The sequence below is a fragment of the Parazoarcus sp. PS-13 R2A genome (genome assembly GCF_057621855.1).
On the sequence record NZ_JBYEXN010000005.1, the window covers coordinates 86740 to 110215 of the forward strand.

Below are 23476 nucleotides of genomic sequence, written 5' to 3' on the forward strand. Positions count from 1 at the left end.
TCAGGTCCGGCGTCGACCGGCACCGAAGGGTCTGCGTGCAGGACGGCGCTGATCATCGTCCAGCTTGGGTTTCGGCATCAGCAGGTTCTTGCCGCTCTGCCGCGTAATGGCCTTGTGAGCGCGAATCGCCTCGTCGAACTGCGCCCCGGTCATGGGGATCGAGGGGCTCTTCTCGGCGGGCGTATAGGCGGAAAGCTTCTCCCGGACCAGGAACACACGCTCCGAGATATCGGCCTTCTTCGGCAGACCTTCTGCCATCGCCTGGGCCGCCGGGGTCAGCGCGTAGAGCTCGCCGTCCGCAATGATCAGGCCGTGCGTGGCAAGGCGGCGAAAGGACTCCGCCCACAGGTTGGTGGAGTTGATCGGGCAGTCGAGCAACTCGGCTGCGGTCACGATCCCGACCAGTTCGGTCGGCTTTCTTTTTGCAGCAAACAGGGTGGCCAGCAACAACTGGGCGTCAATATCAAGAATCGGGTACATGGAAACGCCTTTTGCGCCGGTTAAGCAATCGAAGCGCGCCATGATGCCTTACTCGGGCCTGGCAAGCACGCTTTACCCGGCGCACACGGGCTTGTTCGCACCCCGCGCGCTGCGCGCACGGCGCGCCACGACGTGACTTGGCGCCGTTTTCAGCTCCTGCCTGGCCTCACACTACGGGCACCGCCGATTGTGCCCCGATCTCTCCGACCGGGGCACGTCCCGTCAGTGCGTGCCGCGGCGCCGGCGACGTCCGTCGCCGTCACCATCGGCGTAGGCATGGCGGGCGGCCGTCATGTCCGCAAGCACGCTGGCAACCTTGTGATTGAGCGAACCGCGCGGCATCACGCCCTTGGAATCCGGCTCGCCTGCAGAAACGCCGGTGAGCACTTCCATTGCCTCGTCGACCGTGCTTACGGGGTAGATGTGGAAACGGCCCTCACGGGCAGCCTCGACCACGTCCTCGCGAAGCATCAGGTGACGCACGCTGACCGCTGGAATCACCACGCCCTGAGTGCCATCGAGCCCTCGCGCGGAGCACAGATCGAAGAAACCTTCGATCTTTTCATTTACGCCGCCGATCACCTGGACCTCACCGAACTGGTTCACCGAGCCGGTAATCGCAAGGCGCTGCTCGATCGGCAACTGGGTAAGCGATGACAGCAGGGCGCACAACTCGGCCAGGGAAGCGGAATCGCCCTCGACCGGCGCATACGATTGCTCGAACACCAGGCTGGCAGACAGCGACAGGGGCTGATGGCGCGCATAGCGGGCCGCGAGGAAGGCGGAAAGGATCAGCACGCCCTTGGAGTGGATGGCGCCCCCCAGTTCGGCTTCGCGTTCGATATCGACCACATCACCTTCACCGAGCCGAACCGTTGCCGAGATTCTCATCGGATGTCCGAAACGCTCGCCGGCGAGTTCGATCACCACGAGACCGTTGATCTGGCCCGCCCGGGTGCCGCTGGTGGCAATCAGTGTGGTGCCATCAAGCATGGCCTCCCTGACGCGCGTCGGATAGCGGTTGCTTCGCCGTGCCCGGGCTGCAAGCGCAGCCTCGATATGACCGCGCTCGACGCGCTCGCATTGAGCGAGTCGGGCAAAGTGATCCGCCTCGCGCATCAGGTCGGCGAGAAGGCGGGTCTGCAGGGACAGCCGCGCCGCATCTTCGGCAATGCGGGCCCCCTCCTCCACCAGGCGCGCAACGGCGCTGCGATGCAGCGGCAAGAGCTTGGCACTGCGCGCGAGCATCGCCAGAAGGCGGGCGTACTGTTGCTCGTTTTCCGGCGAGCGCGGCAGGTCGTCGTCAAAGTCCGCAGCAACCTTGAACAGCTCAGCGAAGTCGGGGTCGTGCTCCATCAGGGTGTAGTACAGATCGCGGTCGCCGATCATCACCACTTTCAGCCCACACGGCACAGCTTGCGGTTCGAGCGTGAGCGATCCACTCCAGCCCTGCGCCTCGGCAGGTGGCTCGATGCGGATCTCGCTCGAGCGCAGGGTGCGCTTGAGTCCTTCCCACGCAAAGGGCTGGGTCAGCAGACGCTCGGCGTCCACGACGAGGTAGCCGCCGTTCGCCCGGTGCAGCGCACCAGCCCGGATCAGATTGAAGTGACTGACCTGCGCCCCTTGCTGCACGACGTGTTCGACGCGGCCGATCAGGTTCCCATAGCCCGGATTGTTCTCGAACACGATCGGCGCACCCGTCGACGCGGAGTGATCGACCAGCAGCTTGACCTGGTAGCGGCTGAAGCGACCGCTGTCGTCCGTATCCGCGTCATCGTCGTCCTCATCTAGGACGATGCCATCCACCGCGTAGTCGAGCACATCCTTGACCACTGCATCGAAGAAGGCGAGCACCTCCGGCAAGTCGGCATGACGCGCCCGCATGTCGCGCATCAGGTGCGATACTGCAGGCGTCAGGGCTTCGTTTTCCGCCCGGACCAGCGCCTCGCGCAGGCTCTTGCGCCAGCCGGGGAATTCATTGAGGAGATCCTCAAGCCGGTCGCTCCATTCAGCGACGCGCGACTCGATGGCCTCGCGTTCGCTATCGGGCATGGCGTCGAACACTTCGGGGGCCATCACCCCCTCTTCGGCCGAGGGCGCAAACACGAAACCGTCCGGTGTCTGCAGCAGCGAGATGCCTTCCGCATTGCACTGTTGCCCAAGCTCGCGCAAGGCCGTGTCCTCGCGGCTCTTGTGCGCTGCCTGCAAGGCCTCGATACGCTCGGTATGAGGGTCGCTGCCAAGCGCGCCCTCGATCGCGGGACCCAGGTCGCGGATGAAGGTCTGCATCTCCGCCCTGAGGGCCGTGCCCCGCCCGGCGGGCAAGGTCAACAGGCGCGGATGGAGCGGTTCGTCAAAATTGTGGAGGTAGCACAGATCCGGTGGCACAGGCTCCGTCGCCGCGCGCTCGCGCAGGAGGCGAAAGGTGGTGGCATGCTTGCCACTGCCGGCTTCACCCAGGACGAAGACGTGATAATCGGTATGCCCCATCGAGAGCCCGAACTGAAGCGCCTCCATCGCCCGGGCCTGTCCCAGATCGCCGGGATGGTCATCGAGCGTGGCGGTGGTCTCGAAGGAGAATTGATCGGGGCTGCAGCAGGCCCGCAGCTGGGCAGCGGACAGAGGCGCAATATCGGCCATGTTCTTGTTCTCCGGAAGCCGAAACGAAGGTGACTGGCCCGATCGCGACGACCGGGCACCCTACATCTTTACCTCTGTTGCGCCTGCGGGCAAGCCTGAGACGGGAATCAGCGCCCGCCAGTACGCCGCATCGGACCGTCACCCCACCGCAGATCGATGGGCTCGTTCTCGAACTGCGGATACAGATTGTCGTGTTCCATCAGCAAACGCATGATGGTCATGGCATGCTCAGCGGGGAATCCCTGGCGCTTTCCACCACGCGTATCGGTCATCAGGTTCGAAATGTACTGGCGACACTCCCTTGTACCCCAGATCAGGTCAATGCCCTGCAAGTGGGGAAACCGGTCGAAAAGGGCGGTGGTGTCAGTTTTTCGCGGCAGATTGCCGCACCGTGCGTTCAAGGTAAAACTCCTCGTGCTTTCAAGTTCAGCCACATCCAGTGGCCAGTCCAGAAATATGGTTTCTGTCGTTTACGGCGTTTATTATCTCTAAAGACATAGATGCTGAAAGGGTTTAATGCGACTGAATCAGCCTCAGCGTGCGGGTTTTCACGGATCACTCCCCAATTTGGGCTGATCTATCCGTAGTAACCACAACAAACGAAGTGCTTTTACTTACTTGACCACGGACAAGGCACTGTGGAACAGTCGGCTGCAGGATCAGTCGAAAGTCAAAAACCTGCGTACCCCACCATGAAAGTCATCCCGATCCACAACACTGCTTCGCTTCCCCTGCCTGAACCCGTATCGGTTCAGGACGGCCCGCTGTTCGACCGTCGCGGCCGGAACGTGCGTGACCTGCGGATCTCGGTAACCGATCGCTGCAACTTCCGCTGTGTGTACTGCATGCCGCGTGAAGTCTTCGACAAGGACTACCCTTTCCTGTTGCGGACACAACTGCTTAGCTTTGAAGAGATCTACCGTGTGGCCCGCCTTTTCGTCGAACGTGGCGTACGCAAGATCCGCATCACCGGTGGCGAGCCCCTTCTGCGCAAGGACATTGAGCGCCTGATCGGCATGCTTGCGAAGCTGCACGACGTGGAGATCACACTGACCACCAATGGCGTGCTCCTCCCGAAACTGGCGCAGACCTTGCGCGACGCGGGCCTGCATCGCGTAACGGTGAGCCTGGATGCGCTCGACGATCAGCTCTTCCGCAGCATGAACGATGCCGACTATCCGGTGGCACGTGTCCTTGAGGGCATCGATGCGGCGAAGTCCGCGGGTTTTGACGCAATCAAGGTCAACATGGTGGTCAAGCGCGGCAGCAACGATCAGGACATCGTTCCGATGGCCGGGCACTTCCGCAACAGTGGCCACATCCTGCGCTTCATCGAATTCATGGACGTTGGCGCCAGCAACGGCTGGAAGATGGATGAAGTACTGCCGTCGCGCGAGGTCATCGAGCGCATTGGCACGCACTTCCCGCTCGAGCCCATCGACGCCAATTACGAGGGTGAAGTCGCCGAGCGCTGGCGCTACCGGGACGGGGGCGGCGAGATCGGCGTCATTTCGTCGGTCACCCAGGCGTTCTGCAGCACCTGTACCCGCATCCGGCTATCAACCGAAGGCAAGCTCTACACCTGCCTTTTCGCACAGCAGGGACACGACCTGCGTGACCTGCTGCGCAGCGGCGCGGACGACCGTCGGCTCGATGCCGCGATTGCCGGGGTGTGGACACAGCGCGACGACCGCTACTCAGAGATCCGCACCGCAGCCACGGCCTCGCGCCCCAAGATCGAAATGTCCTATATCGGCGGCTGAGCTGCTGTTTCGGGCAGGCGGTCGAACTCGTCGATTTCGTCGAGGCGCGCCGATTCGATCTTCTGAAAGTGCGCGGTGATCTTGCGACTCGAGGTCTGCACGTCCTGCACGTCCTTGCTGGCCTGATCGATGTGCCGCGCAAGCGCATTCATGCGCTCGTCAAAGCGGTGAAAATCCTTTGCCAGCTTGCCCAGCGCATCCTGGATGACGTGGATCTGCTTGCGCGTCTCGACATCCTTGAGCACCGCACGCGCCGTGTTGAGCACCGCCATCAGCGTGGTGGGTGACACGATCCAGACCCGCTTGCCCTGTGCATAGGCAATGACCTCGGGATGATAGGCGTGCAGTTCGGCGAACACGGCCTCGGCGGGCAGGAACATCATCGCACCATCGGACGTTACCCCGGGCAGGATGTACTTGCCTGCGATTGCATCCACATGGCGCCGCACGTCGGCCCGGAAGGCCATCTGCGCGGCCTTGCGATCGAGTTCCGCGAGACTGCTGTCGAACATGCGGTGATAGTTCTCCAGTGGGAACTTCGCATCCACGGCCACCATCCCGGTTGGCTCGGGCAGCTTGAGCACACAGTCGGCCCGGGTATTGTTGGGCAGGGTCGATTGAAATTCGAACGCGTCGGGCGGGAGCGAATTGCGCACCAGGGCTTCGAGCTGTACTTCACCGAATGCCCCGCGTGCCTTCTTGTCGCCCAGAAGCTCCTGGAGGCTGACCACGTTCGTGGTGAGACCGTCGATCTTCTTCTGCGCCTCATCGATGGTGGCGAGGCGGGACATGACGCTGGCAAAGGTGTCGTTGGTCTTGCGGAAACCCTCGTCGAGACGCTCGTTCACCTGCCCGGCAAGCGTCTGCAGACGGCCATCGACGCTGTGAGTCAGCGCTTCGATACTGCGCGAAAGCTGCACTGAGGCCGCACCCAGCCCGCGTTGCAGGATCTCCCTGTCGGCGCGGGCGTGATCGCCGATGCGGTCGGTCTGCCGGGTCAGGCCATCGTGAAGGTCACGCAGCAGATCGCGATGCTGTGCTGCAAGCTGCTGGTCCAGGCGTTCACCGAGCTTAGATTGAACGTCGCGCTCCAGGCGACCGGTGCGCATCACGACCCAGAGCAGGAGCACGAGCACCAGCGCGAGCATCCCGAGCAGTACAAGCTCGGCATTACTGAATATCTGCATCATTTCAACCCAATGCCCTCAGGCTCGCCAGCGGGGGGCGCGACAGCAGGCCGCGGGTGCCGACCCATCCTCCAAGCATCACGCCTGCTGCCCCTGCAAGGCTCGACAGCAGCAAGGGCCAGCCTGAAGGGATGTAGTCCATCCTGAACACGAAGTGGGCAAGCGCCCACCCGATCGCCGTTGCACCGATACCGGCCAGCACACCGGCCACGCCGCCAAGCGCAATGAACTCGGCGCTCAAGGCCTGCCGCACCTGGCGATTTCGTGCGCCGAGCGTGCGCAGCATGGCAAGTTCGAATTCACGCTCGTCATGGGTCGACTGCAGAGCCGCATACAGCACCACCAGCCCTGCCACCACTGCAAAGCCGAATACGAACTGCACGATCAGAATCAGCTTGTCGGTCATGGTCTTGACCTGGGTCAGCACCGCACCAATGTCGATTACCGAGAGATTGGGAAAGGCCGCCACCAGGCGCGTGGTGAAGTCATGCTGCTCCAGTGGAAGGTGGAAACTGGTGATCAGGCTTGCCGGATAGTTTTCCAGCAGCCCTTCGGACGCAATGAAGAAAAAGTTCACCCGCATCGAATCCCAGTTCAGCTCGCGCACACTGGTCACCGGTGCTTCGACCTGCTGGCCGGCCACCTCGAAGCGCACGCTGTCGCCCAGCTTGATGCCGAAGGTTTCGGCGAGCCCCTTCTCCACGGAAAACTGCGCAGTTTCGCCCGCGCCGTGCCACTGGCCGTCGATGACCTCGTTTCCCTCGGGCAGCGCACTCGAATAGGACAGATTGAATTCACGCGCAGCGAGCCGGCGCGTACGGGTGTCCTCGAAGCTGTCCGGCTTTACCGCCTCGCCATTGATGGCAAGCATGCGGCCACGGATCATCGGTTCGACCCCGGGCCGCGCAAGGCCTTCAGCGACAAAGAAGTCTTCCAGCGCTGCGCGCTGATCGGGCTGAATATTGATCACGAACCGGTTGGGCGCATCGGCCGGCGTCATGTTGCGCCAGTCGTTCAGCAGGTCGCCACGGACAAGGGACAGCAACAGCAAGGCCGTCATCCCCAGGCCAAGCGCAGCGACCTGAATTACGCTCGGCACCATGCGTCGCCCGAGTGCAGCAATCCCGTATCGCCAGCCGCCGCCCCTCAGACTGCCCCGCCCCTTGAACCGGGTGGCGAGATGCAGCACGAACCAGCCGGCAAGGGCAAACACGCCAAGCGCCACCGCAAAGCCGCCCGCCACTGCCACCCCGAGCCGGACATCGGCAGCAATCCAGAAGATCAGCCCCAGCAGGGCCAGCAGACCGAGCCCCCATGCGCTGTTGCTGAGCGGCTCTGCCGAGGAGAATTCACGTCGCAGCACACGCAGCGTCGGCACCGCCCCGAGGCGAAGCAACTGCGGCAGCACGAAGCCGATCAGGAGCGCCATGCCGACCAGCAGGCCATGCGCGAGCGGCAGCATTGACGGTGCGGGCAGTTCGGTAGCCAGCACCTCACGCAAGCCGCTCCCGAGCCCCCACTGCACGCTCCAGCCCAGTGCGCTGCCAAGCGCGGCAGCGACCAGCCCGAAAATCAGAAACTCGCCGATAACAATTCCCAGCACTTGCGCCTGGCGTGCCCCGAGACAGCGCATGACCGCGCACGCGTCGAGGTGGCGCTGCATGAAGCGCCGCGCCGACAGCCCCACTGCAACCGCTGCCAGGATCACCGCCAGCAAGGCGGCCAGCCGCAGAAAGCGCTGTGCCTGATCGAGCGCTGCGCGAACCTCGGGGCGGGCATTCTCGATGGTCTCCACCGACTGACCACGCCCCAGCGCACTCCGCGCCCACTGCTCATATGCACTCACGGCTTCGGGGGTGCCCGCCAGATGAAGCCGCCAGTTCGCACGGCTGCCGGCTGTGATCAGGCCGGTGTCTGCAAGATCGGAGAGATTGAAGATGGCCCGCGGCAGCAGGCTGAAGAAGTTGGCGCCGCGATCGGACTCGAAGCTGATCATGCCGCCGACCCGGAACGTCTGCAGGCCGAGACTGACGGCATCTCCCGTCTTCAGCCCAAGCTGCGCGAAAAGCCGTTCGTCCAGCCATACCTCTCCTGGCGCCGGCGACCGCCCTGCCTCGGCGTCGGGCTGATTCGGCCCGGGCGCAAGGCGCACGGACCCACGCAACGGATAGCCGTCTTCAACCACCTTGACGCCGGCCAGCACCGCATCGTCCTCGGTACTGGCCATGCTGGTGAACAGAACGGTAGATGCCACGCGCAGTCCGCGCTGACGCGCCTCGTCCGCAAACGAATCCGGCCAGGGTTGATCAGCGCGCAGCAGCAGATCGCCGCCAAGCAGCTGGTTGGCTTCGCGGTCGAGCCCGCGCCCGACCCGGTCGGCGAGAAAGCCGACGCTGGTCAGGCTGGCGACGGCGATGATGATGGCAAGACCCAGCAGATGCAGTTCGCCGGCACGGAAGTCGCGGCGCATCATGCGAAAGGCAAGACGGAGAGTGTTCATGAGCTGCTAACGGGACGTAATGCGGAGATGGACGGTCCCGCGGTGAATCGGTTCAATACGTGGCTCACTTCCCGGCCGGAAGCAGGCGCTTGACCAGTTCCACCCAGTAGGCCACGCCGACGGGAAGAATCTCGTCGTTGAAGTCGTAATTCGGGTTGTGCAGCATGCAGCCGCCCTCCCCCGGCCCATTGCCGATCCAGACATAGGCACCGGGCTTGCGCTGCAGGAAGTAGGAGAAATCCTCTGCCCCCATGCTCGGCCTTGCCGTTGTGTTGACCTTGTCTGCGCCCACCAGACTGGCTGCGGTTTCCACGCACAGCGCCGCTTCGGCCGGGGTATTGATCGTCGGCGGATAGCCGCGGCGGTACTCGAAATCGACACGCACGCCAAAGGCCTCGCCAATGCCCACGCAGAGTTCTCCCAGGCGCTGTTCGATACGCTGTTGCACGAGCTCGGAGAAGGCGCGCACGGTACCTGAAAGCTCGGCGCGATCCGGAATCACGTTGTAGGCTTCTCCGGCGTGAAACTGCGTCACCGACACCACGGCAGCATCCGCCGGGTCCAGCGTGCGCGACACGATGGTCTGGATTGCCTGCACCAGCGCGGCACCGGCCGCGACAGGGTCGGCGCCAAGGTGGGGCATCGCGGCATGGGCGCCAGTGCCGAGAATGCGGATATCGAAGCGATCGGCGCTTGCCATCACCGGCCCCGCGTGCACTGCAAACTGCCCTGCCGGGATGCCGGGCCAGTTGTGCATGCCGAACACGGATTCCATCGGGAAGCGCTCGAACAGACCATCCTCGATCATGACGCGACCGCCGCCCTCGCCCTCTTCTGCAGGCTGGAAGATCAGATAGACCGTGCCATCGAAGCCTTTGTGTTCGGCGAGCACCTGCGCCGCCCCGAGCAGCATGGTGGTATGGCCATCATGACCGCAGGCGTGCATGCAGCCTTCGTGCGTCGAGCGGTGCTCGAAGGTATTACGCTCGGTGATCGAGAGCGCGTCCATGTCGGCGCGAAGACCGATGGCGCGCAGACTGCGACCGGCGCGAATCACGCCGACCACGCCGGTACCGCCGATACCCTGATGCACCTCGATTCCCGCCGCTTCGAGCTCCTTGACCACGACCGATGCGGTCCGGTGCTCCATGAAGGCGAGCTCGGGGTGAGCATGGATATCGCGACGAATGGCCTTCAGGCGGGAATGGGCTGGACGAACTCGGTCAATGACACTCATGATCTGGCGATGGCTAAGGCCTGTCTTTGCGCTGTGTTGCTTTCAGTGTATTACAGGTTATCCGTCATTGCCGCGCAGCGTGAAAAGGGCACAATAGAGCTAATCAAACCAATTCAGGTGCGCCCCAAAAATGGGCGCGCCCGAAAATGGTGCATAAATCGTACATTTCCCGCCAAATCCGAGCGTTTTCACATGGCGCGGGAATTGCTCCAACACAGAACATTCTGCCAGCGAAAAGGAAGTATCCATGTCGATTCATGTGGCGCTGTCTCACGTCACCACCTATCACTACGATCGCCCGATCAACCTTGGCCCGCAAGTTGTCCGTCTGCGTCCGGCGCCACATAGCCGGACCAGCATACTTTCGTATTCGCTTCGGGTGCTTCCCGAAGACCACTTCATCAACTGGCAGCAGGATCCCCAGTCGAACTACCTTGCCCGGCTCGTGTTCGAGAAGCCGACCGACCACTTCAAGGTCCAGGTCGACCTCGTCGCCGAAATGTCGGTGATCAACCCGTTTGCCTTCTTCCTTGAGCCCTATGCGGAAAATTTCCCGTTCAAGTACGAAGCATCGCAGAACCACGAACTTGCGCCCTACCTGCTCAAGCTTCCGCTGACGCCGAAGTTCGAGGAGTACCTGGAGACGATCGACCTCACCGAGCGCCGCAGCGTCGACTTCCTGGTCAAGGTCAATAGCGACCTGTACTCCCACATCGGCTATCTGATTCGCCTCGAACCCGGCGTACAGACCCCGGAAGAAACGCTGGTCAAGAAGTCCGGCTCGTGCCGCGACTCGGCATGGCTGCTCGTGCAGTTGATGCGCCACCTCGGTCTCGCTGCGCGTTTCGTCTCGGGCTACCTGATTCAGCTCACTGCCGACGTCAAGTCGCTGGACGGCCCGAGCGGACCGGAACAGGACTTCACCGACCTGCACGCATGGTGCGAAGTCTATCTGCCCGGCGCAGGCTGGATCGGCCTCGATCCGACCTCTGGCCTGTTCGCCGGCGAAGGCCACATTCCCCTCGCCTGCTCGCCCGACCCGACGTCCGCTGCGCCCATCACCGGCGCACTCGAGAAGTGCGAGGTCACCTTCGAGCACGAAATGAAGGTCACGCGGATCTGGGAAGCGCCCCGCGTAACCAAGCCCTACACCGAAGACCAGTGGGACGAAATCGTTCGCCTCGGACATGCAATCGACGGTGAGCTCAACGAGCACGACGTACGCCTCACCCAGGGTGGCGAACCCACCTTCGTTTCGGTGGACGACGCCGAAGGCGACGAATGGAACACCGCGGCCATGGGCCCGGACAAGAAACGGCTGTCGACTGACCTCTATCACCGCCTGCGCAACAAGTACGGCCCAAACGGGCTGGTGCACTTCGGTCAGGGCAAGTGGTACCCGGGTGAGCAACTTCCGCGCTGGTCGCTGAACTGCTACTGGCGCAAGGATGGCGAACCGATGTGGTCGCGCCCCGATCTGATTGCCGACGAAAGCAAGCCCGGCACCGCAGACGATGTCATCGCCGGCACCTTCCTGCGCGGCGTCGCGGACAAGCTCGGCCTTGCACCCGAGTACGTCTTCCCCGCTTACGAAGACGTGTTCTATTACATGTGGCGCGAGCGCCGTCTGCCCGCAAACGTCGACCCGTTCGACTCACGGCTCGACGACGAGATGGAACGCGAGCGCCTGATGAAGGTGTTCACGCAGGGCCTGGCCAAGGTCTGCGGATATGCCTTCCCGATCACGCGCAATGCGGTATCAGGCAAATGGCAGACCGGGCCGTGGTTCCTGCGCAGCGAGCGCTGCTATCTGTTCCCCGGCGACTCGCCCATGGGCTACCGTCTGCCGCTCGACTCGCAGCCTTGGGCCGTGGCCGGTGATCGTCCTGTCATTCATCAGCCTGACCCCTTCGATTACTACCCGCCGCTGCCCGCACATGCCGCGCTCAAGCTCCAGCTCGGGCCCGCATCGCGACCCGATGGCGCGACCTTGCGCCGTTCCGGCAGTACTGGCGTCGTAACCGGCGTTGGTGCCGACAGCGGCGCTGGCAGGGGTGTTTCGACGGCACCAGCCCATGGTGGTGCGAGCTCGCTGGCGGAGTCGACCGGGCGCCGTCCGGAACTCAAGCAATCCGCCGGCTGGATTTCGCGCACCGCCATGTGCGCGGAAGCACGTAACGGCGTCCTTTACATTTTCATGCCGCCGACCGAAAGCCTTGAGGATTACCTCGAGATCGTTGCGGCAATTGAGGCGACAGCCGAAGACCTCAAACAGCCTGTCATGCTCGAAGGCTACGAGCCGCCGCGCGACCCACGCGTCCAGCACTTCCGCATCACGCCCGACCCCGGCGTCGTCGAGGTCAACGTCCATCCGGCGACGAGCTGGGACGAACTCGTCGATCAGACCGAGCACCTGTACGAAGCGGCTCACCACTCCCGTCTGTCGAGCGAGAAGTTCATGGTCGACGGACGCCACACCGGCACCGGCGGCGGCAACCACTTCGTGATGGGCGGCGCAACGCCGGCGGATTCGCCTTTCCTGCGCCGGCCGGATCTCCTGCGCAGCCTGATCAGCTTCTGGCACAACCACCCGAGCCTGTCGTATCTGTTCTCGGGCATGTTCATTGGCCCGACCTCACAGGCACCGCGGATCGACGAAGCCCGCAACGACTCGGTTGCAGAGATCGAACTCGCGTTCAAGGAGATGACTCGGGTCATCGAAACGTCGCCGAACGGCTGCCCGCCGTGGATGGTCGACCGCCTGTTGCGTAACCTGCTGATCGACGTCAGCGGCAATACCCACCGCGCAGAGTTCTGCATCGACAAGCTGTACTCGCCCGACGGCCCGACCGGTCGCCTTGGCCTGCTCGAGATGCGCGCCTTCGAGATGCCGCCGCACGCACGCATGAGCCTGGCTCAACAGCTGTTGCTGCGCGCGCTGATCGCACGCTTCTGGAAAGACCCCTACACCCCGCCGAAGCTCGTGCGCTGGGGAACGGAACTGCATGACCGCTTCCTGCTGCCGCACTTCATCTGGCAGGATTTCTGCGACGTCATGGAGGATCTCCAGGCGGACGGCTATCCGATCAAGGCGGAATGGTTCGCGTCACATCTTGAGTTCCGTTGCCCGAAATACGGCGACTACACGGTCAAGGGAATGACGCTCGAGATCCGCGCTGCCCTCGAACCCTGGCACGTCATGGGTGAAGAAGGCGCTGCAGGTGGCACCGCACGTTACGTCGACTCCTCGCTCGAACGCGTTCAGGTGAAACTCACCGGCGCTGCGCCGGATCGTTATGTCGTCACCTGCAACGGCGTTCCGGTTCCGATGCAGCCGACCGGTGTGGTTGGCGAATTCGTCGCCGGCGTGCGTTATCGTGCCTGGCAGCCGCCGTCGGCCCTGCATCCGACGATCGGCATAGACAGTCCCCTCACCTTCGATCTGGTGGACACCTGGAATCAGCGCAGTCTTGGCGGCTGCCAGTACCACGTGGTGCACCCGGGCGGACGCAACTACGATGACTTCCCGGTCAACGCATTTGCTGCCGAAAGCCGGCGCATCGCACGCTTCTTCCAGATGGGTCACACACCGGGCAAGATGGTCGTTGGTGAAGTTCGCACACACCCGGAGTTCCCTTTCACGCTAGACTTGCGCCATTATTAATGTGCACGCCGCCCCCGGATCATCCCGGGGTGCGGCGTTATTGTGTGAAAACATGCCGGCTGGTCTCATAAACAATTACCCGCTCAGCGACAATCGTTTCGATGAAATGTTGTCCGAAAGTGGTACGGCACGTCCGCACTGGCAGGCATTTGCCGACCGGATCGAGAGCTTCTCCGACGACGTCCTGACCCAGCGGTCGGACTTCGTGCGCGGTGCAATCGAAGCGGACGGCGTCAGTTACAACGTTTACGCCGACCCCAAGGGCACCAAACGCCCCTGGGAGCTCGACATGCTGCCGCTGATCGTCGGCAATGACGAATGGCAGATGCTTTCGTCGGCGATCGCTCAGCGCGCACGCCTGATGAACGCCATTCTTGCCGACCTGTACGGACCGCAACACCTGCTGTCCGAAGGTCTGCTGCCATCGGCACTGGTGTTCGGCCAACATGGATTCAAGTGGCCCGCCCGCGGGGTGGTGCCGCCAGGTAATGTCTGGCTTTTCAGCTATGCAGCCGATCTTGCGCGCGCCCCGGACGGTCAGTGGTGGGTGATCGCCGACCGCACGCAGGGCCCTTCCGGTGCGGGTTATGCGCTGCAGAACCGGATCATCGTTTCCCGGGCTTTTCCGGATGCCTTCCGTGAGCTGCACGTCAATCCGCTTGCCAACTATTTCCGCACCATGCAGGACAGTCTCGCGCGCCTGGCGCCGTCCGATGGCGAAGTCCCGCTGACCGTTCTGCTCACCCCCGGCCCATACAACGAAACCTACTTCGAACACGCCTTCCTGGCGCGCTACCTGGGCTTCCCTCTGGTCGAGGGGCAGGACCTCACGGTGCGCGACAATACGGTGTATCTCAAGACCTTGCGCGGTCTGCGTCGCGTGCATGCCATTCTGAGGCGTCTCGACGACGACTTCTGCGATCCGCTCGAACTGCGCTCGGATTCGGCGCTCGGCGTTGCCGGCCTGCTTGGCGCAATCCGCGCCGGGCGCGTACTGATGGCCAATGCGGTCGGCAGCAGCGTGCTCGAGTCCGGCGCCCTGTTTGGTTTTCTGCCCGCAATCTGCGAGCGGCTCCTCGGCGAGAAGATCGCCATGCCATCGGTCGCGAGCTGGTGGTGCGGCGAGCCGCCTGCCCTTGAATTCGTGCTTGAGCATCTCGACGAACTCGTGATCAAGCCCGCCTTCCCCAGCATGCGGATGGAGGCGGTCTTTGGCCACGAGCTCAAGGGCGAGGCACGCAAGCGGATGATCGAAAGCATCCTCGCCCAGCCCCATGCCTATGTTGCGCAGGAATGGGTGCGGCTATCCCAGGCACCGGTATGGAACCATCGGCTCGTGCCGCGCTCGGTCGGCATTCGCGTTTTTGCGAGCGCCACGCCCGAGGGCTACAACGTGATGCCAGGTGCACTCGGCCGGGTCGCGCCGCGCGCCGGGATGGAAGTCATCTCGATGCAGCGCGGCGGTCTGTCAAAGGACACCTGGGTGCGGGCAGAAGCGCCTGTGGTGCGGCATACCCTGCTCAAGCGCCGGCTCGGCGTCATCGATCTCGTTTGCGGCGGGGCGGACATTCCTTCGCGCGTGGGTGAGAACCTGTTCTGGATGGGACGCTACGCCGAACGCGTCGAAGCCAGCGCGCGTTTGCTGCGCGCCGCGCTCGCCCGCGCCTCCAGCACCGACTCCGAGGCTGAGCAAGGCCTCGCGGGTCTGCTGCAGGCCACGCGTCGCCTGGGCATCGTGGTCGATGCCGAGGACGAGGACAGACCCGACGACGTTCAATCACAGCTGCTGCGCGCGCTGCTCGATCATTCCCAGCCCGGTTCGGTCGCGAGTAACCTTCGCGCCCTCAGCTTCTCCGCCAGTCAGGTGCGGGAGCGGCTGTCTTCAGACAACTGGCACGCGCTCAATCGCCTCGAACAACTCCTCGCGGAAGACATCATCAGTACGGACCAGGCCATGTCCGCGATCGACCGGGTCATGCAGTCGTGCATCTCACTCGCCGGTTTCGCCATGGACGACATGACGCGGGACGAAGGCTGGCGCTTCCTGATCCTCGGACGCCGCATCGAGCGCCTCGAAGGTCTTGCCGGTCTGATGAGCGTCCCGATGCAGGCCAAACCCGAGGCACGCGAACGCATGTTCGAATGGCTGCTGGAAGCCGCGAACTCGATCGTGACCTATCGTGCGCGCTATCGCCGCATGCCCGAATTGCTGCCTGTGCTTCACCTGCTGGTCTTCGATCGCACCAATCCGCATTCGGTGGGATTCCAGGTCGACGTCCTGCAGAAGTATCTCGCACGCAGTTCGCGCGAGCTCGGCCACCCTTACCCCTCGCTGATGATCGACCCGTTGGCGCGTCGCCTGGAGAACTTCGACCTCACGCGCTTCGAAGCCGATGACTGCGAACTTGCGCTCGGTACGCTCACCACCCTGCTCAACGAATCGATCAACGCGGCGTTCAAGCTCTCGGACGAAGTGCATCGACGCTACTTCACCCACACCTTGCGCCCGATGCAGCTGCGGAGGGTTGCATGACCGCCATTCGCTATCACATCCGCCACGACACGCGGTATCGCTACGATCAGCCGGTGGGCGAGTCGCGCCAGATGCTGCGCCTCACACCCCGCGAACTGCCGGGCCAGCGCTGTATTTCGCACCGGATCGTCGTGGTTCCGGAGCCCCAGCGTTCGGAAGACTTCCCCGACGGTTTCGGCAATCCGGTGCGCTCGCTGCACTTCGAACAGGATCACGACACCCTCCTCATTCGTGCCGATAGCTGGGTCGAACTCGACCCGCGTCCGCAGCCCGATCTCGCTGCCTCCCCACCCTGGGAGGAGGTTCGGGACGAGCTCACCTATCGCGCAAAGCACATCATGAGCCCGAAGCAGCTCGAGGCCAGCGCGTTTCTCTTCGAGTCCACCCACGTTCGCGTCAAGCGCGACTTCGCCGACTACGCAGCCGCCGACTTCAGCGAGGGCAGACCTTTGCTCGAGGCCGTCTATGGGCTGATGCAGCGCATCAACAAGGAATTCATCTTCGACCCCGAAGCGACTGACAACTCTACACCCGTCACCGAGGTGCTAGAGAACCGTCGCGGCGTGTGCCAGGACTTCGCGCATCTGATGCTTTCCTGTCTGCGCTCTATTGGTGTCGCTGCGCGTTACGTCAGCGGCTACATCCTCACCCGGCCGCCTCCGGGCAAGCCGCGCATGGTGGGTGCAGATGCGACGCACGCCTGGGTTTCGGTGTTCTGCCCTGTTACCGGCTGGATTGATTTCGACCCCACCAATTCGCTGATCCCGGACCGTGAGCATGTCACCATCGGCTGGGGACGCGATTTTGGGGACGTATCGCCCTTGCGTGGGGTGATTCTCGGCGGCGGCGGTCACGAACCCGAGATCGCTGTCACGATGGCACCCGAGGCCGAATTCGAGTCCCTGTATACCGACGCAGATGCGCCGGTCGCCGACCTGTTGCAGGGCAACTACGAGATGCAGTCACAGGGGCAGTAGGCCTCAGCGACAGACCGCTCCGTTCGACACGCGCAGATTGAAACTCTATTACGCGGACCACTTCGTACTGCCCCTGCCTGAGGGACATCGCTTCCCGATGGTGAAATACGCCCGGCTGCGCGAACGCCTGCTGGCCTCGGGTCAGTTCGACGCGAGCGACTTCCGTGTGCCTGATCCCGCCAGCGATGAAGCCATCCTGCGCGCACACGACGCCGGATACCTGACGCGGGTGCGGAACGGTGAGCTCGACAAGGCCGAGGTCCACCGCATCGGATTTCCGTGGTCGGCGGGGATGGTCGAGCGCTCACGGCGTTCCGCGGGCGCAACGCTTGCGGCCTGTCGTACCGCAATCGACGAGGGCTGCGGGGTCAATCTCGCGGGTGGCACCCATCATGCCCATCGTGACTGCGGTTCGGGTTTCTGCGTCTTCAACGATGCGGCCATCGCCGCCCTGGCGATGCGTGCAGAAGGCCGTGCGCAGCGGATTGCGGTGATCGACTGCGACGTCCATCAGGGCGACGGAACGGCGTCCATTCTTGCAACGCAAGCCGATATCTTCACCTGCAGCCTTCATGGCGAGCGGAACTTCCCCTTCCGCAAGCAGACCAGCGACCTCGACATCGCCCTCCCCGACGACACCGCCGACGAAGCCTATCTTGCCGCACTCGATACCGCGCTCGACCATGTATTCGGGGTGTTCAGGCCGGAACTCGTGATCTACCTTGCCGGCGCCGACCCCTATCGCGGCGATCGCCTCGGTCGGCTTTCCCTGAGTATCGAAGGGCTGGCATCACGCGACGAAAAAGTGCTCGCTCGGTGCGGGACTGCATCTGTCCCCGTTGCCGTGGCGATGGCGGGTGGCTATGCCCACGAGATCGACGACACGGTCAGCATTCACGTTGGCACAGTCCTCACCGCAGCCCGCCTGTTTGCCTGAGCGACAACTGTTTGCACCGACGGCGGTCAAAGCCCGGTAGGGTGACGACCTCAGGACCACGAGAACGGAGCACGGACTCATGAACAAGGACGCGCAAAATGCCTGGAGCGGACAGGTCCGTCTGATCGGCGTGGACTTCACCTCGGCTCCGCGACCGCGCAAACCGATCACGGTCGCGTGCGGGCACCTGAGCGGACAGTGCGTGTTCCTCGAATCACTCGAAACCTGTGACGACTGGACAGCATTTGAAGCCGTGCTGGCGCGCCCCGGCCCCTGGCTCGGCGGTTTCGACTTTCCCTTCGGACTGCCGCGCGAGGCGGTCCTTGATCTGGGCTGGCCACTGGAATGGGCTGCGCTGGTCAGGCACTGCGTGATCCTGGGACGCGAGCGTTACCGCACCATCCTCGACGAATACCGTCAGACCCGCCCGTTCGGACAACGCTACGCACATCGCCAGACCGATCGCCCAGCTCATTCCCACAGCCCGCTGAAACTCGTTAATCCCCCGGTCGGACTCATGTTCTTCGAAGGCACACCACGATTGCTCGAAGCGGATGTCACCGTCGCAGGGATGCACTGCGCCGATCCGGCAAAGGTGGCGGTGGAGGCGTACCCGGGCCTGCTCGCACGCAGTATCACGCCGCTGTCGTACAAGAGCGATGAGAAGCGAAAGCAGACGCCCGAACGACGGCAAGCCAGAGAACAGATTGCCGCCGCCTTGAACGCGGGGAGCCATCCGCTCGGGCTCAGGCTTGCGGCCGACAGCGCCTTGATGACGCAAATCGTCGAAGACCCCGGTGGTGATCTGCTCGATGCCACCCTGGCGCTGGTTCAGGCAGGCTGGAGCCTGCAGGCTGGCGCACCGGGTTTCGGGCTGAAAGACGGATTCGATCCGCTCGAAGGCTGGATTGCGGGAATCGTAGCGGAGCGTATGGTCAGCTGATACGCGTCAACTGAGCCCTACCATGCGGTCGGACACTGCGCGCCCGGCCTTCAGGACTCGGGCCTCACAGTCGAGCACACCCCGGGAAAGACTGCCGCGGATGCGCGCCGATCAGCGACGCTTGCTGCGCGCCGATTCGATGATCTCGGCGATGTCGGTGTTGCCATTCGAGCGCGCCCACTCCGCAGCCCCGACGCCTGATTCGTTGCGACGGTCGAGCGGCACGCCCAGTTCGACCAGGTGGCGCACCAGATCGATATGACCGTTCCGGGCCGCAAGCATCAACACATCGGACTTGTTGGGTGCAAGTGCGTTGATGTCGGCCCCTGCAGCCAGAAGCTTGTCGAACAAGCCCATGTGCCCTTCAAAGGCCGCGTAGTGCAGCGGCGTCCACCCTTCGTGATTGAGCGGCGCATCCGCCGCGAGCAGCACGTCCACGACTGAGTCGTGCCCACCAAGGACGGCGAGCATCAGCGCAGAGTCACCCGCCAGATTGCGGTAACCGACGCGCGGGCGAAACTTGAGCAAAGCCTCCACGGTTTCGGTGTTGCCTTCGCGGGAGGCGATGATCAGCAGCGTGTTGCCGTTTGCATCCACCGTGTCCGGATCGATGCCACGCGCCAGCAGACCGGTGAGCTGCCGGGTGTCGCCCATGCGGGCGGAGCTCAGCGCGTCGTCGTAACTGCCCGCCGAAACGGGACCGGCAAGCAGAAAACTGCTCGCGGCCGCGAGCAGGAAGGATCGAATGATTTCAGGCTTTAGCATGGCGGAATAGACGGAAAAAGTTCTCAGTGGTCGCCTGCTCGACGGCATCAAGCGGAAGATCGCGTAATCGCGCGATTTCTTCGGCTACATGCACCACCCATGCAGGCTCGTTGGTCTTGCCCCGGTGCGGCATGGGGGCAAGATAGGGCGCGTCCGTCTCGATGAGCATCCGCTCGAGCGGCACCCAGGCAGCGACTTCCTTGAGCGCCTTCGCGTTACGGAAGGTCACGATGCCAGAGAACGAAATGTAGAACCCCATCTCGATGGCCGCCTCTGCGACTTCACGTGACTCGGTGAAACAGTGCATCACCCCGGCACAGTCCGAGGCCTTCTCCTCCTGCATCAGGCGCAGCGTGTCCGCGGCCGAATTGCGGGTATGAATGATCAGCGGCTTGCCGCAGGCCCGTGCGGCACGGATGTGCGTGCGAAAGCGCTCGCGCTGCCATTCCGGTTCGTCCTTGTGCCAGTAGTAGTCGAGTCCGGTTTCGCCAATCGCCACGACCCGCGGATGGTCTGCCAAGGCGAGCAGACGCTCGACATCGGGCTCTTCGCAATCCGAATTGTCCGGATGTACGCCGACCGACGCCCACAGATTGCCGTGGCGCTCGGCCAGGCTTCGCACGCGCGGAAAGTCCTCGAGATTGACGCTGATGCACAGCGCCTGACCGACACGCTTGTCGGCCATTGCGGCGAGGATTTCGTCCTCGCGCGCAGCGAGATCGGGGAAGTCGAGATGGCAATGTGAATCTACGAACATCAGCTACTCAAAGGGTATGGGTGGGCCGGGCCGAGCCCAGATGACCGGCCAGGATCTGTTCAATGCGGTGACGCAAGGCGACACCCGCCTCGTCGCTGGAAAAATGTACGCCGATACCCGGCGCCTTTCCGCCCTGCGCGCCCGACGGCGTGACCCACACCACGGTACCCGCGATCGGGTGCTTGGTCGGATCGTCCATCAGCTGCAACAGCATGAAGACCTCGTCGCCAAGGTTGTAGGTCTTCGGCGTGGGCACGAAGATCCCGCCGTTGGCGAGAAAGGGCATGTAGGCTGCGTACAGGGCCGACTTGGAACTGATGTTCAGCGACAGCACGCTCGGACGTGCTACATGGGTACGACTGGCTTCGCTCAAGTCCGGGCTCCTTTCACTGCGCGTGCATAGCGCATCAGCATGTCTTCAAGAAAAAGGCGAAGGTTCAGCGGGTGCGTGGCGACACGTCGAATCTGGGCGATCTCATTGTAACAGCTGCTCGCAGCCGCCACGCTCATGCGGCCAGCCAGCGCCGAGAGCACCTTTTCCTGCGCCGGAAAGAAGCGCACCTGGCCGCCAAGACGCAGGCTGACCACATCCGCGACCCAGCGCTGCATCCACTCAACCAGCGTGCTCAGGCCGAAACCGGCTGCAAGGGCTTCCTTGGATTTGAGCCAGGCCTCCCATTGCCCCGCCAGCCTGAGCGCGTCCGGATCTCCCGACAGATCGCGCACGAAGCGCTCCAGCAAGCCAATGCCGCCCTGCTCCGCAAGCCGCTTCGCCGCCAGGGGCATGCCGCCTGCCAGTGCAAGCAAGCCCTGCATTTCCGTGCGTTCGCCGGCCAGCCAGGCTGCACGCTGGGCCGCATCGGGACGCGGAAAGCTCCATTGCTGACAACGGCTGCGAATCGTCGGCAGCAACCTGCGCGGCGCCGAGGATACGAGCAAGAAGCTGCAGCCCTCAGGTGGCTCCTCGAGCAGCTTGAGCAAGGCGTTTGCGGTGAAGGTGTTCATTGCCTCTGCGGGATCGAGCACGACCACCCGTTGCGCGCTGTGATGCCCGGTCACCGCAAGCGCGGACTGCAGCTCGCGGATCTGATCGATCACGATCTGACTCGACTTGGCCTTGCCGCCAGCCGCATCACCTGCAGGCGCATCCTCGCCGGCATCGGCCTGATCTGCCGCCGCGGCCGGGACCACGCGATAGAAGTCCGGATGGTTGCCCGCCTCGCGCCACTGGCAGGCGTCGCAGCGGCCGCAGGCGTGACCGTCGCCCAGCGGTGCCTCGCACAGCAGGCGGGCGGCCAGGCTTTCAGCCAGTTCGCGCTTGCCCAGGCCCGGCGCCCCGACGAACAGCAGCGCATGCGGGAGCTTGCCCTCGAGCGCAACCAGTCTGACCCAGGTCGGTTGAAGCCATGGCTGGATCATGCGAAGAAGCGCTCCTTGATCAGAGTCTCGATCTCTTTCCTGATCTGTTCCGGCGAACGATTGGCGTCGATCACGCAGATGCGCCCGGGGGCATGGCGGGCGCGTTCGAGGTAAGCCTCACGCACGCGCACGAAGAAGTCCCGCTGTTCGCGTTCAAAGCGGTCGGGATCGGCGCCGGTCGAGGCCACCCGGCTCGCAGCGACCTCGGGCGGCAGATCGAACAGCAGGGTGAGGTCAGGCTGCAGGCCCGGATGCACCCAGGTTTCAAGTGCCGCGAACTTTTCCGGTTCGAGGCCGCGGCCACCGACCTGATAGGCGTAGGTCGCATCGGAGAAACGGTCGCACACCACCCACTCGCCCCGCAGCAGCGCGGGCTCGATGCGCGCTGCAAGATGTTCGCGTCGGCCGGCGAACATGAGCATGGCCTCGGTTTCGAGGTGCATCGGTTCATGCAGCAGGAGCTCGCGCAGCGACTCACCAAGCCGGGTTCCACCGGGCTCGCGCGACTGCTCGACAACGACACCGCGTGTGCCCAGCAGCGACACCACGGCGGCGATCTGACTACTCTTGCCGGCGCCATCGATTCCCTCGAAGGTAATGAAACGCCCTTTCTGCACCTCTGCTTCCAACGGACTACTCCTCAGCGCTGATAGCGATCGACCGCGCGATTATGATCATTGAGATTGCGCGAGAACTCGCTGCTGCCATCCCCGCGTGCAACAAAATACAGAAAATCGGTTTTCTCCGGCCGGACCGCAGCCTGCAGGGAGTCAAGGCCGGGCATGGCAATCGGCGTAGGCGGCAGTCCCGCGCGGGTATAGGTATTCCACGGATGATCGGTGTCCAGGTGGCGGCGGCGGAGCCGACCGTCGAAGTCCTCGCCGAGGCCGTAGATCACCGTGGGATCGGTCTGCAGGCGCATGCCGATGCGCAAGCGGTTGGCAAACACCGAGCCCACCACGCTGCGATCCTCCGCGCGGCCGGTTTCCTTCTCGATGATCGAGGCCAGAATGAGCGCTTCGTAAGGCGTGCGCAGCGGCGACGTTTCGTCACGGGCGGCCCAGACCTCGTCGAGGCGCTTGTGCATGATCTGGTAGGCGCGTGCAAGCAGCGCCAGCGCGCTCGACTGCTTGTCGAACAGATACGTGTCGGGGAAGAACAGACCCTCCGGGCTCGGCTCACTTGCGCCGATCCGGCTCAGGATCTCCGCGTCACTCAGCCCTGCTGTGTCCGCCTGCAGGTTTGGGTTGGATTCGAGGGCGGCCCGGACCTGACGGAAGTTCCAGCCTTCGACCAGCAGCACCTCGCCCTGCGACACGTCACCCGACGACAGCTTCAGGATCAGCAGCCACGGCGTGATGCCTTCATGCACTTCATAACTGCCGGCCTTGATCAGGCTTGCCTTGCCCGCCAGTCTGGCCAGCCAGTAAAGCACGGCCGGTTTGAGTTCGACGCCGGCGGCGGCGATGGCACTGGCGGCCTGACGCATGTTCGAGCCACGCTGCACGGTAAAATCCACGACCGGCTGCTTGAGCGAAAGCGGGCGATGGGCAAACCACCACCCGACCGATCCCATGATGACGGCGGCCAGCACAACAACGGTAACGAGGCTGAGGAAGAGTTTCTTCATCGAAAATCGGGTGGCACTGCCCGCCGGCCATGACCGGCCGCCAG

The 23476-nt window shown here is 63.5% G+C and carries 18 protein-coding genes; 6 read left to right on the plus strand and 12 right to left on the minus strand.

The window, feature by feature from the left end:
• From AC22G6_RS07000 to AC22G6_RS07010, 3 genes are all read right to left on the minus strand, one after another.
• The gene (locus AC22G6_RS07000) at positions 1–480 is read right to left on the minus strand and encodes a hypothetical protein (RefSeq protein ID WP_487366171.1); all 480 of its coding nucleotides are present in this window, start codon (positions 478–480) and stop codon (positions 1–3) included.
• Between the two features lie 222 nt (positions 481–702).
• Complete coding sequence (locus tag AC22G6_RS07005) at positions 703–3120, minus strand: Lon protease family protein (RefSeq protein ID WP_487366172.1); 2418 nt, start codon at positions 3118–3120, stop codon at positions 703–705.
• Positions 3121–3227: 107 nt separating this feature from the next.
• The gene (locus tag AC22G6_RS07010) at positions 3228–3521 is read right to left on the minus strand and encodes a hypothetical protein (protein ID WP_487366173.1); all 294 of its coding nucleotides are present in this window, start codon (positions 3519–3521) and stop codon (positions 3228–3230) included.
• Positions 3522–3812: 291 nt separating this feature from the next.
• Here AC22G6_RS07010 and moaA point away from each other — a divergent pair, with 291 nt between their 5' ends.
• The gene (gene moaA / locus AC22G6_RS07015; RefSeq protein WP_487366174.1) at positions 3813–4883 is read left to right on the plus strand and encodes a GTP 3',8-cyclase MoaA; all 1071 of its coding nucleotides are present in this window, start codon (positions 3813–3815) and stop codon (positions 4881–4883) included.
• Here moaA and AC22G6_RS07020 read toward each other — a convergent pair.
• The 3 genes from AC22G6_RS07020 to AC22G6_RS07030 all read right to left on the minus strand — a co-directional run bounded on the left by AC22G6_RS07020 (position 4868) and on the right by AC22G6_RS07030 (position 9807).
• Positions 4868–6070 (minus strand): DNA recombination protein RmuC, encoded by a 1203-nt coding sequence (locus AC22G6_RS07020; protein WP_487366175.1) that lies wholly within the window; start codon positions 6068–6070, stop codon positions 4868–4870. The genes moaA and AC22G6_RS07020 overlap by 16 nt on opposite strands.
• Before the next feature lie 4 nt (positions 6071–6074).
• A complete protein-coding gene (locus AC22G6_RS07025; protein ID WP_487366176.1) occupies positions 6075–8570 on the minus strand; it encodes an ABC transporter permease in 2496 nt (831 codons plus the stop codon).
• Between the two features lie 64 nt (positions 8571–8634).
• Positions 8635–9807, minus strand: a complete 1173-nt coding sequence (locus tag AC22G6_RS07030; protein ID WP_487366177.1) for a M20 aminoacylase family protein — start codon at positions 9805–9807, stop codon at positions 8635–8637.
• A gap of 247 nt (positions 9808–10054) precedes the next feature.
• Between AC22G6_RS07030 and AC22G6_RS07035 the strand changes: the two genes are divergently transcribed.
• From AC22G6_RS07035 to AC22G6_RS07055, 5 genes are all read left to right on the plus strand, one after another.
• A complete protein-coding gene (locus tag AC22G6_RS07035; protein WP_487366178.1) occupies positions 10055–13471 on the plus strand; it encodes a transglutaminase family protein in 3417 nt (1138 codons plus the stop codon).
• A 106-nt stretch (positions 13472–13577) separates the two neighbouring features.
• Positions 13578–16004: a circularly permuted type 2 ATP-grasp protein gene (locus tag AC22G6_RS07040; protein WP_487366179.1), complete on the plus strand. Its 2427-nt coding sequence runs from the start codon at positions 13578–13580 to the stop codon at positions 16002–16004.
• The gene (locus tag AC22G6_RS07045; protein ID WP_487366180.1) at positions 16001–16981 is read left to right on the plus strand and encodes a transglutaminase family protein; all 981 of its coding nucleotides are present in this window, start codon (positions 16001–16003) and stop codon (positions 16979–16981) included. The genes AC22G6_RS07040 and AC22G6_RS07045 overlap by 4 nt, the downstream gene beginning before the upstream one ends.
• A gap of 37 nt (positions 16982–17018) precedes the next feature.
• Positions 17019–17918, plus strand: a complete 900-nt coding sequence (locus AC22G6_RS07050) for a histone deacetylase family protein (RefSeq protein ID WP_487366181.1) — start codon at positions 17019–17021, stop codon at positions 17916–17918.
• A gap of 79 nt (positions 17919–17997) precedes the next feature.
• The gene (locus tag AC22G6_RS07055; protein ID WP_487366182.1) at positions 17998–18861 is read left to right on the plus strand and encodes a DUF429 domain-containing protein; all 864 of its coding nucleotides are present in this window, start codon (positions 17998–18000) and stop codon (positions 18859–18861) included.
• Between the two features lie 111 nt (positions 18862–18972).
• Here AC22G6_RS07055 and AC22G6_RS07060 read toward each other — a convergent pair whose 3' ends face one another.
• The 6 genes from AC22G6_RS07060 to mltG are packed head-to-tail and all read right to left on the minus strand — an operon-like array spanning position 18973 to position 23432.
• On the minus strand, positions 18973–19626 hold the full coding sequence (locus AC22G6_RS07060; protein ID WP_487366183.1) for an ankyrin repeat domain-containing protein: 654 nt from the start codon (positions 19624–19626) through the stop codon (positions 18973–18975).
• Positions 19613–20383 carry a TatD family hydrolase gene (locus tag AC22G6_RS07065; protein ID WP_108948182.1) on the minus strand — a complete coding sequence of 257 codons (771 nt, stop codon included), beginning with the start codon at positions 20381–20383 and terminating at the stop codon, positions 19613–19615. The genes AC22G6_RS07060 and AC22G6_RS07065 overlap by 14 nt, the downstream gene beginning before the upstream one ends.
• A 7-nt stretch (positions 20384–20390) precedes the next feature.
• A complete protein-coding gene (locus tag AC22G6_RS07070) occupies positions 20391–20756 on the minus strand; it encodes a PilZ domain-containing protein (protein WP_108948181.1) in 366 nt (121 codons plus the stop codon).
• On the minus strand, positions 20753–21802 hold the full coding sequence (gene holB, locus AC22G6_RS07075; RefSeq protein WP_487366184.1) for a DNA polymerase III subunit delta': 1050 nt from the start codon (positions 21800–21802) through the stop codon (positions 20753–20755). The genes AC22G6_RS07070 and holB overlap by 4 nt, the downstream gene beginning before the upstream one ends.
• Positions 21799–22431 (minus strand): dTMP kinase, encoded by a 633-nt coding sequence (gene tmk / locus AC22G6_RS07080; protein WP_487366185.1) that lies wholly within the window; start codon positions 22429–22431, stop codon positions 21799–21801. The genes holB and tmk overlap by 4 nt, the downstream gene beginning before the upstream one ends.
• An 11-nt stretch (positions 22432–22442) precedes the next feature.
• Positions 22443–23432 carry an endolytic transglycosylase MltG gene (mltG, locus tag AC22G6_RS07085; RefSeq protein ID WP_487366186.1) on the minus strand — a complete coding sequence of 330 codons (990 nt, stop codon included), beginning with the start codon at positions 23430–23432 and terminating at the stop codon, positions 22443–22445.
• Positions 23433–23476 lie beyond the last annotated feature (44 nt).

Excerpts from the sequence above, each read along its gene's own strand:
- AC22G6_RS07020 (WP_487366175.1), bottom strand. The coding sequence starts at position 6,070 with ATGCAGATATTCAGTAATGCCGAGCTTGTACTGCTCGGGATGCTCGCG.
- AC22G6_RS07030 (WP_487366177.1), bottom strand. The coding sequence starts at position 9,807 with ATGAGTGTCATTGACCGAGTTCGTCCAGCCCATTCCCGCCTGAAGGCC.
- AC22G6_RS07060 (WP_487366183.1), bottom strand. The coding sequence starts at position 19,626 with ATGCTAAAGCCTGAAATCATTCGATCCTTCCTGCTCGCGGCCGCGAGC.
- moaA (WP_487366174.1), top strand. The coding sequence starts at position 3,813 with ATGAAAGTCATCCCGATCCACAACACTGCTTCGCTTCCCCTGCCTGAA.
- holB (WP_487366184.1), bottom strand. The coding sequence starts at position 21,802 with ATGATCCAGCCATGGCTTCAACCGACCTGGGTCAGACTGGTTGCGCTC.
- AC22G6_RS07045 (WP_487366180.1), top strand. The coding sequence starts at position 16,001 with ATGACCGCCATTCGCTATCACATCCGCCACGACACGCGGTATCGCTAC.
- AC22G6_RS07000 (WP_487366171.1), bottom strand. The coding sequence starts at position 480 with ATGTACCCGATTCTTGATATTGACGCCCAGTTGTTGCTGGCCACCCTG.
- AC22G6_RS07055 (WP_487366182.1), top strand. The coding sequence starts at position 17,998 with ATGAACAAGGACGCGCAAAATGCCTGGAGCGGACAGGTCCGTCTGATC.
- AC22G6_RS07035 (WP_487366178.1), top strand. The coding sequence starts at position 10,055 with ATGTCGATTCATGTGGCGCTGTCTCACGTCACCACCTATCACTACGAT.
- AC22G6_RS07025 (WP_487366176.1), bottom strand. The coding sequence starts at position 8,570 with ATGAACACTCTCCGTCTTGCCTTTCGCATGATGCGCCGCGACTTCCGT.
- AC22G6_RS07005 (WP_487366172.1), bottom strand. The coding sequence starts at position 3,120 with ATGGCCGATATTGCGCCTCTGTCCGCTGCCCAGCTGCGGGCCTGCTGC.
- AC22G6_RS07040 (WP_487366179.1), top strand. The coding sequence starts at position 13,578 with ATGTTGTCCGAAAGTGGTACGGCACGTCCGCACTGGCAGGCATTTGCC.
- AC22G6_RS07065 (WP_108948182.1), bottom strand. The coding sequence starts at position 20,383 with ATGTTCGTAGATTCACATTGCCATCTCGACTTCCCCGATCTCGCTGCG.
- mltG (WP_487366186.1), bottom strand. The coding sequence starts at position 23,432 with ATGAAGAAACTCTTCCTCAGCCTCGTTACCGTTGTTGTGCTGGCCGCC.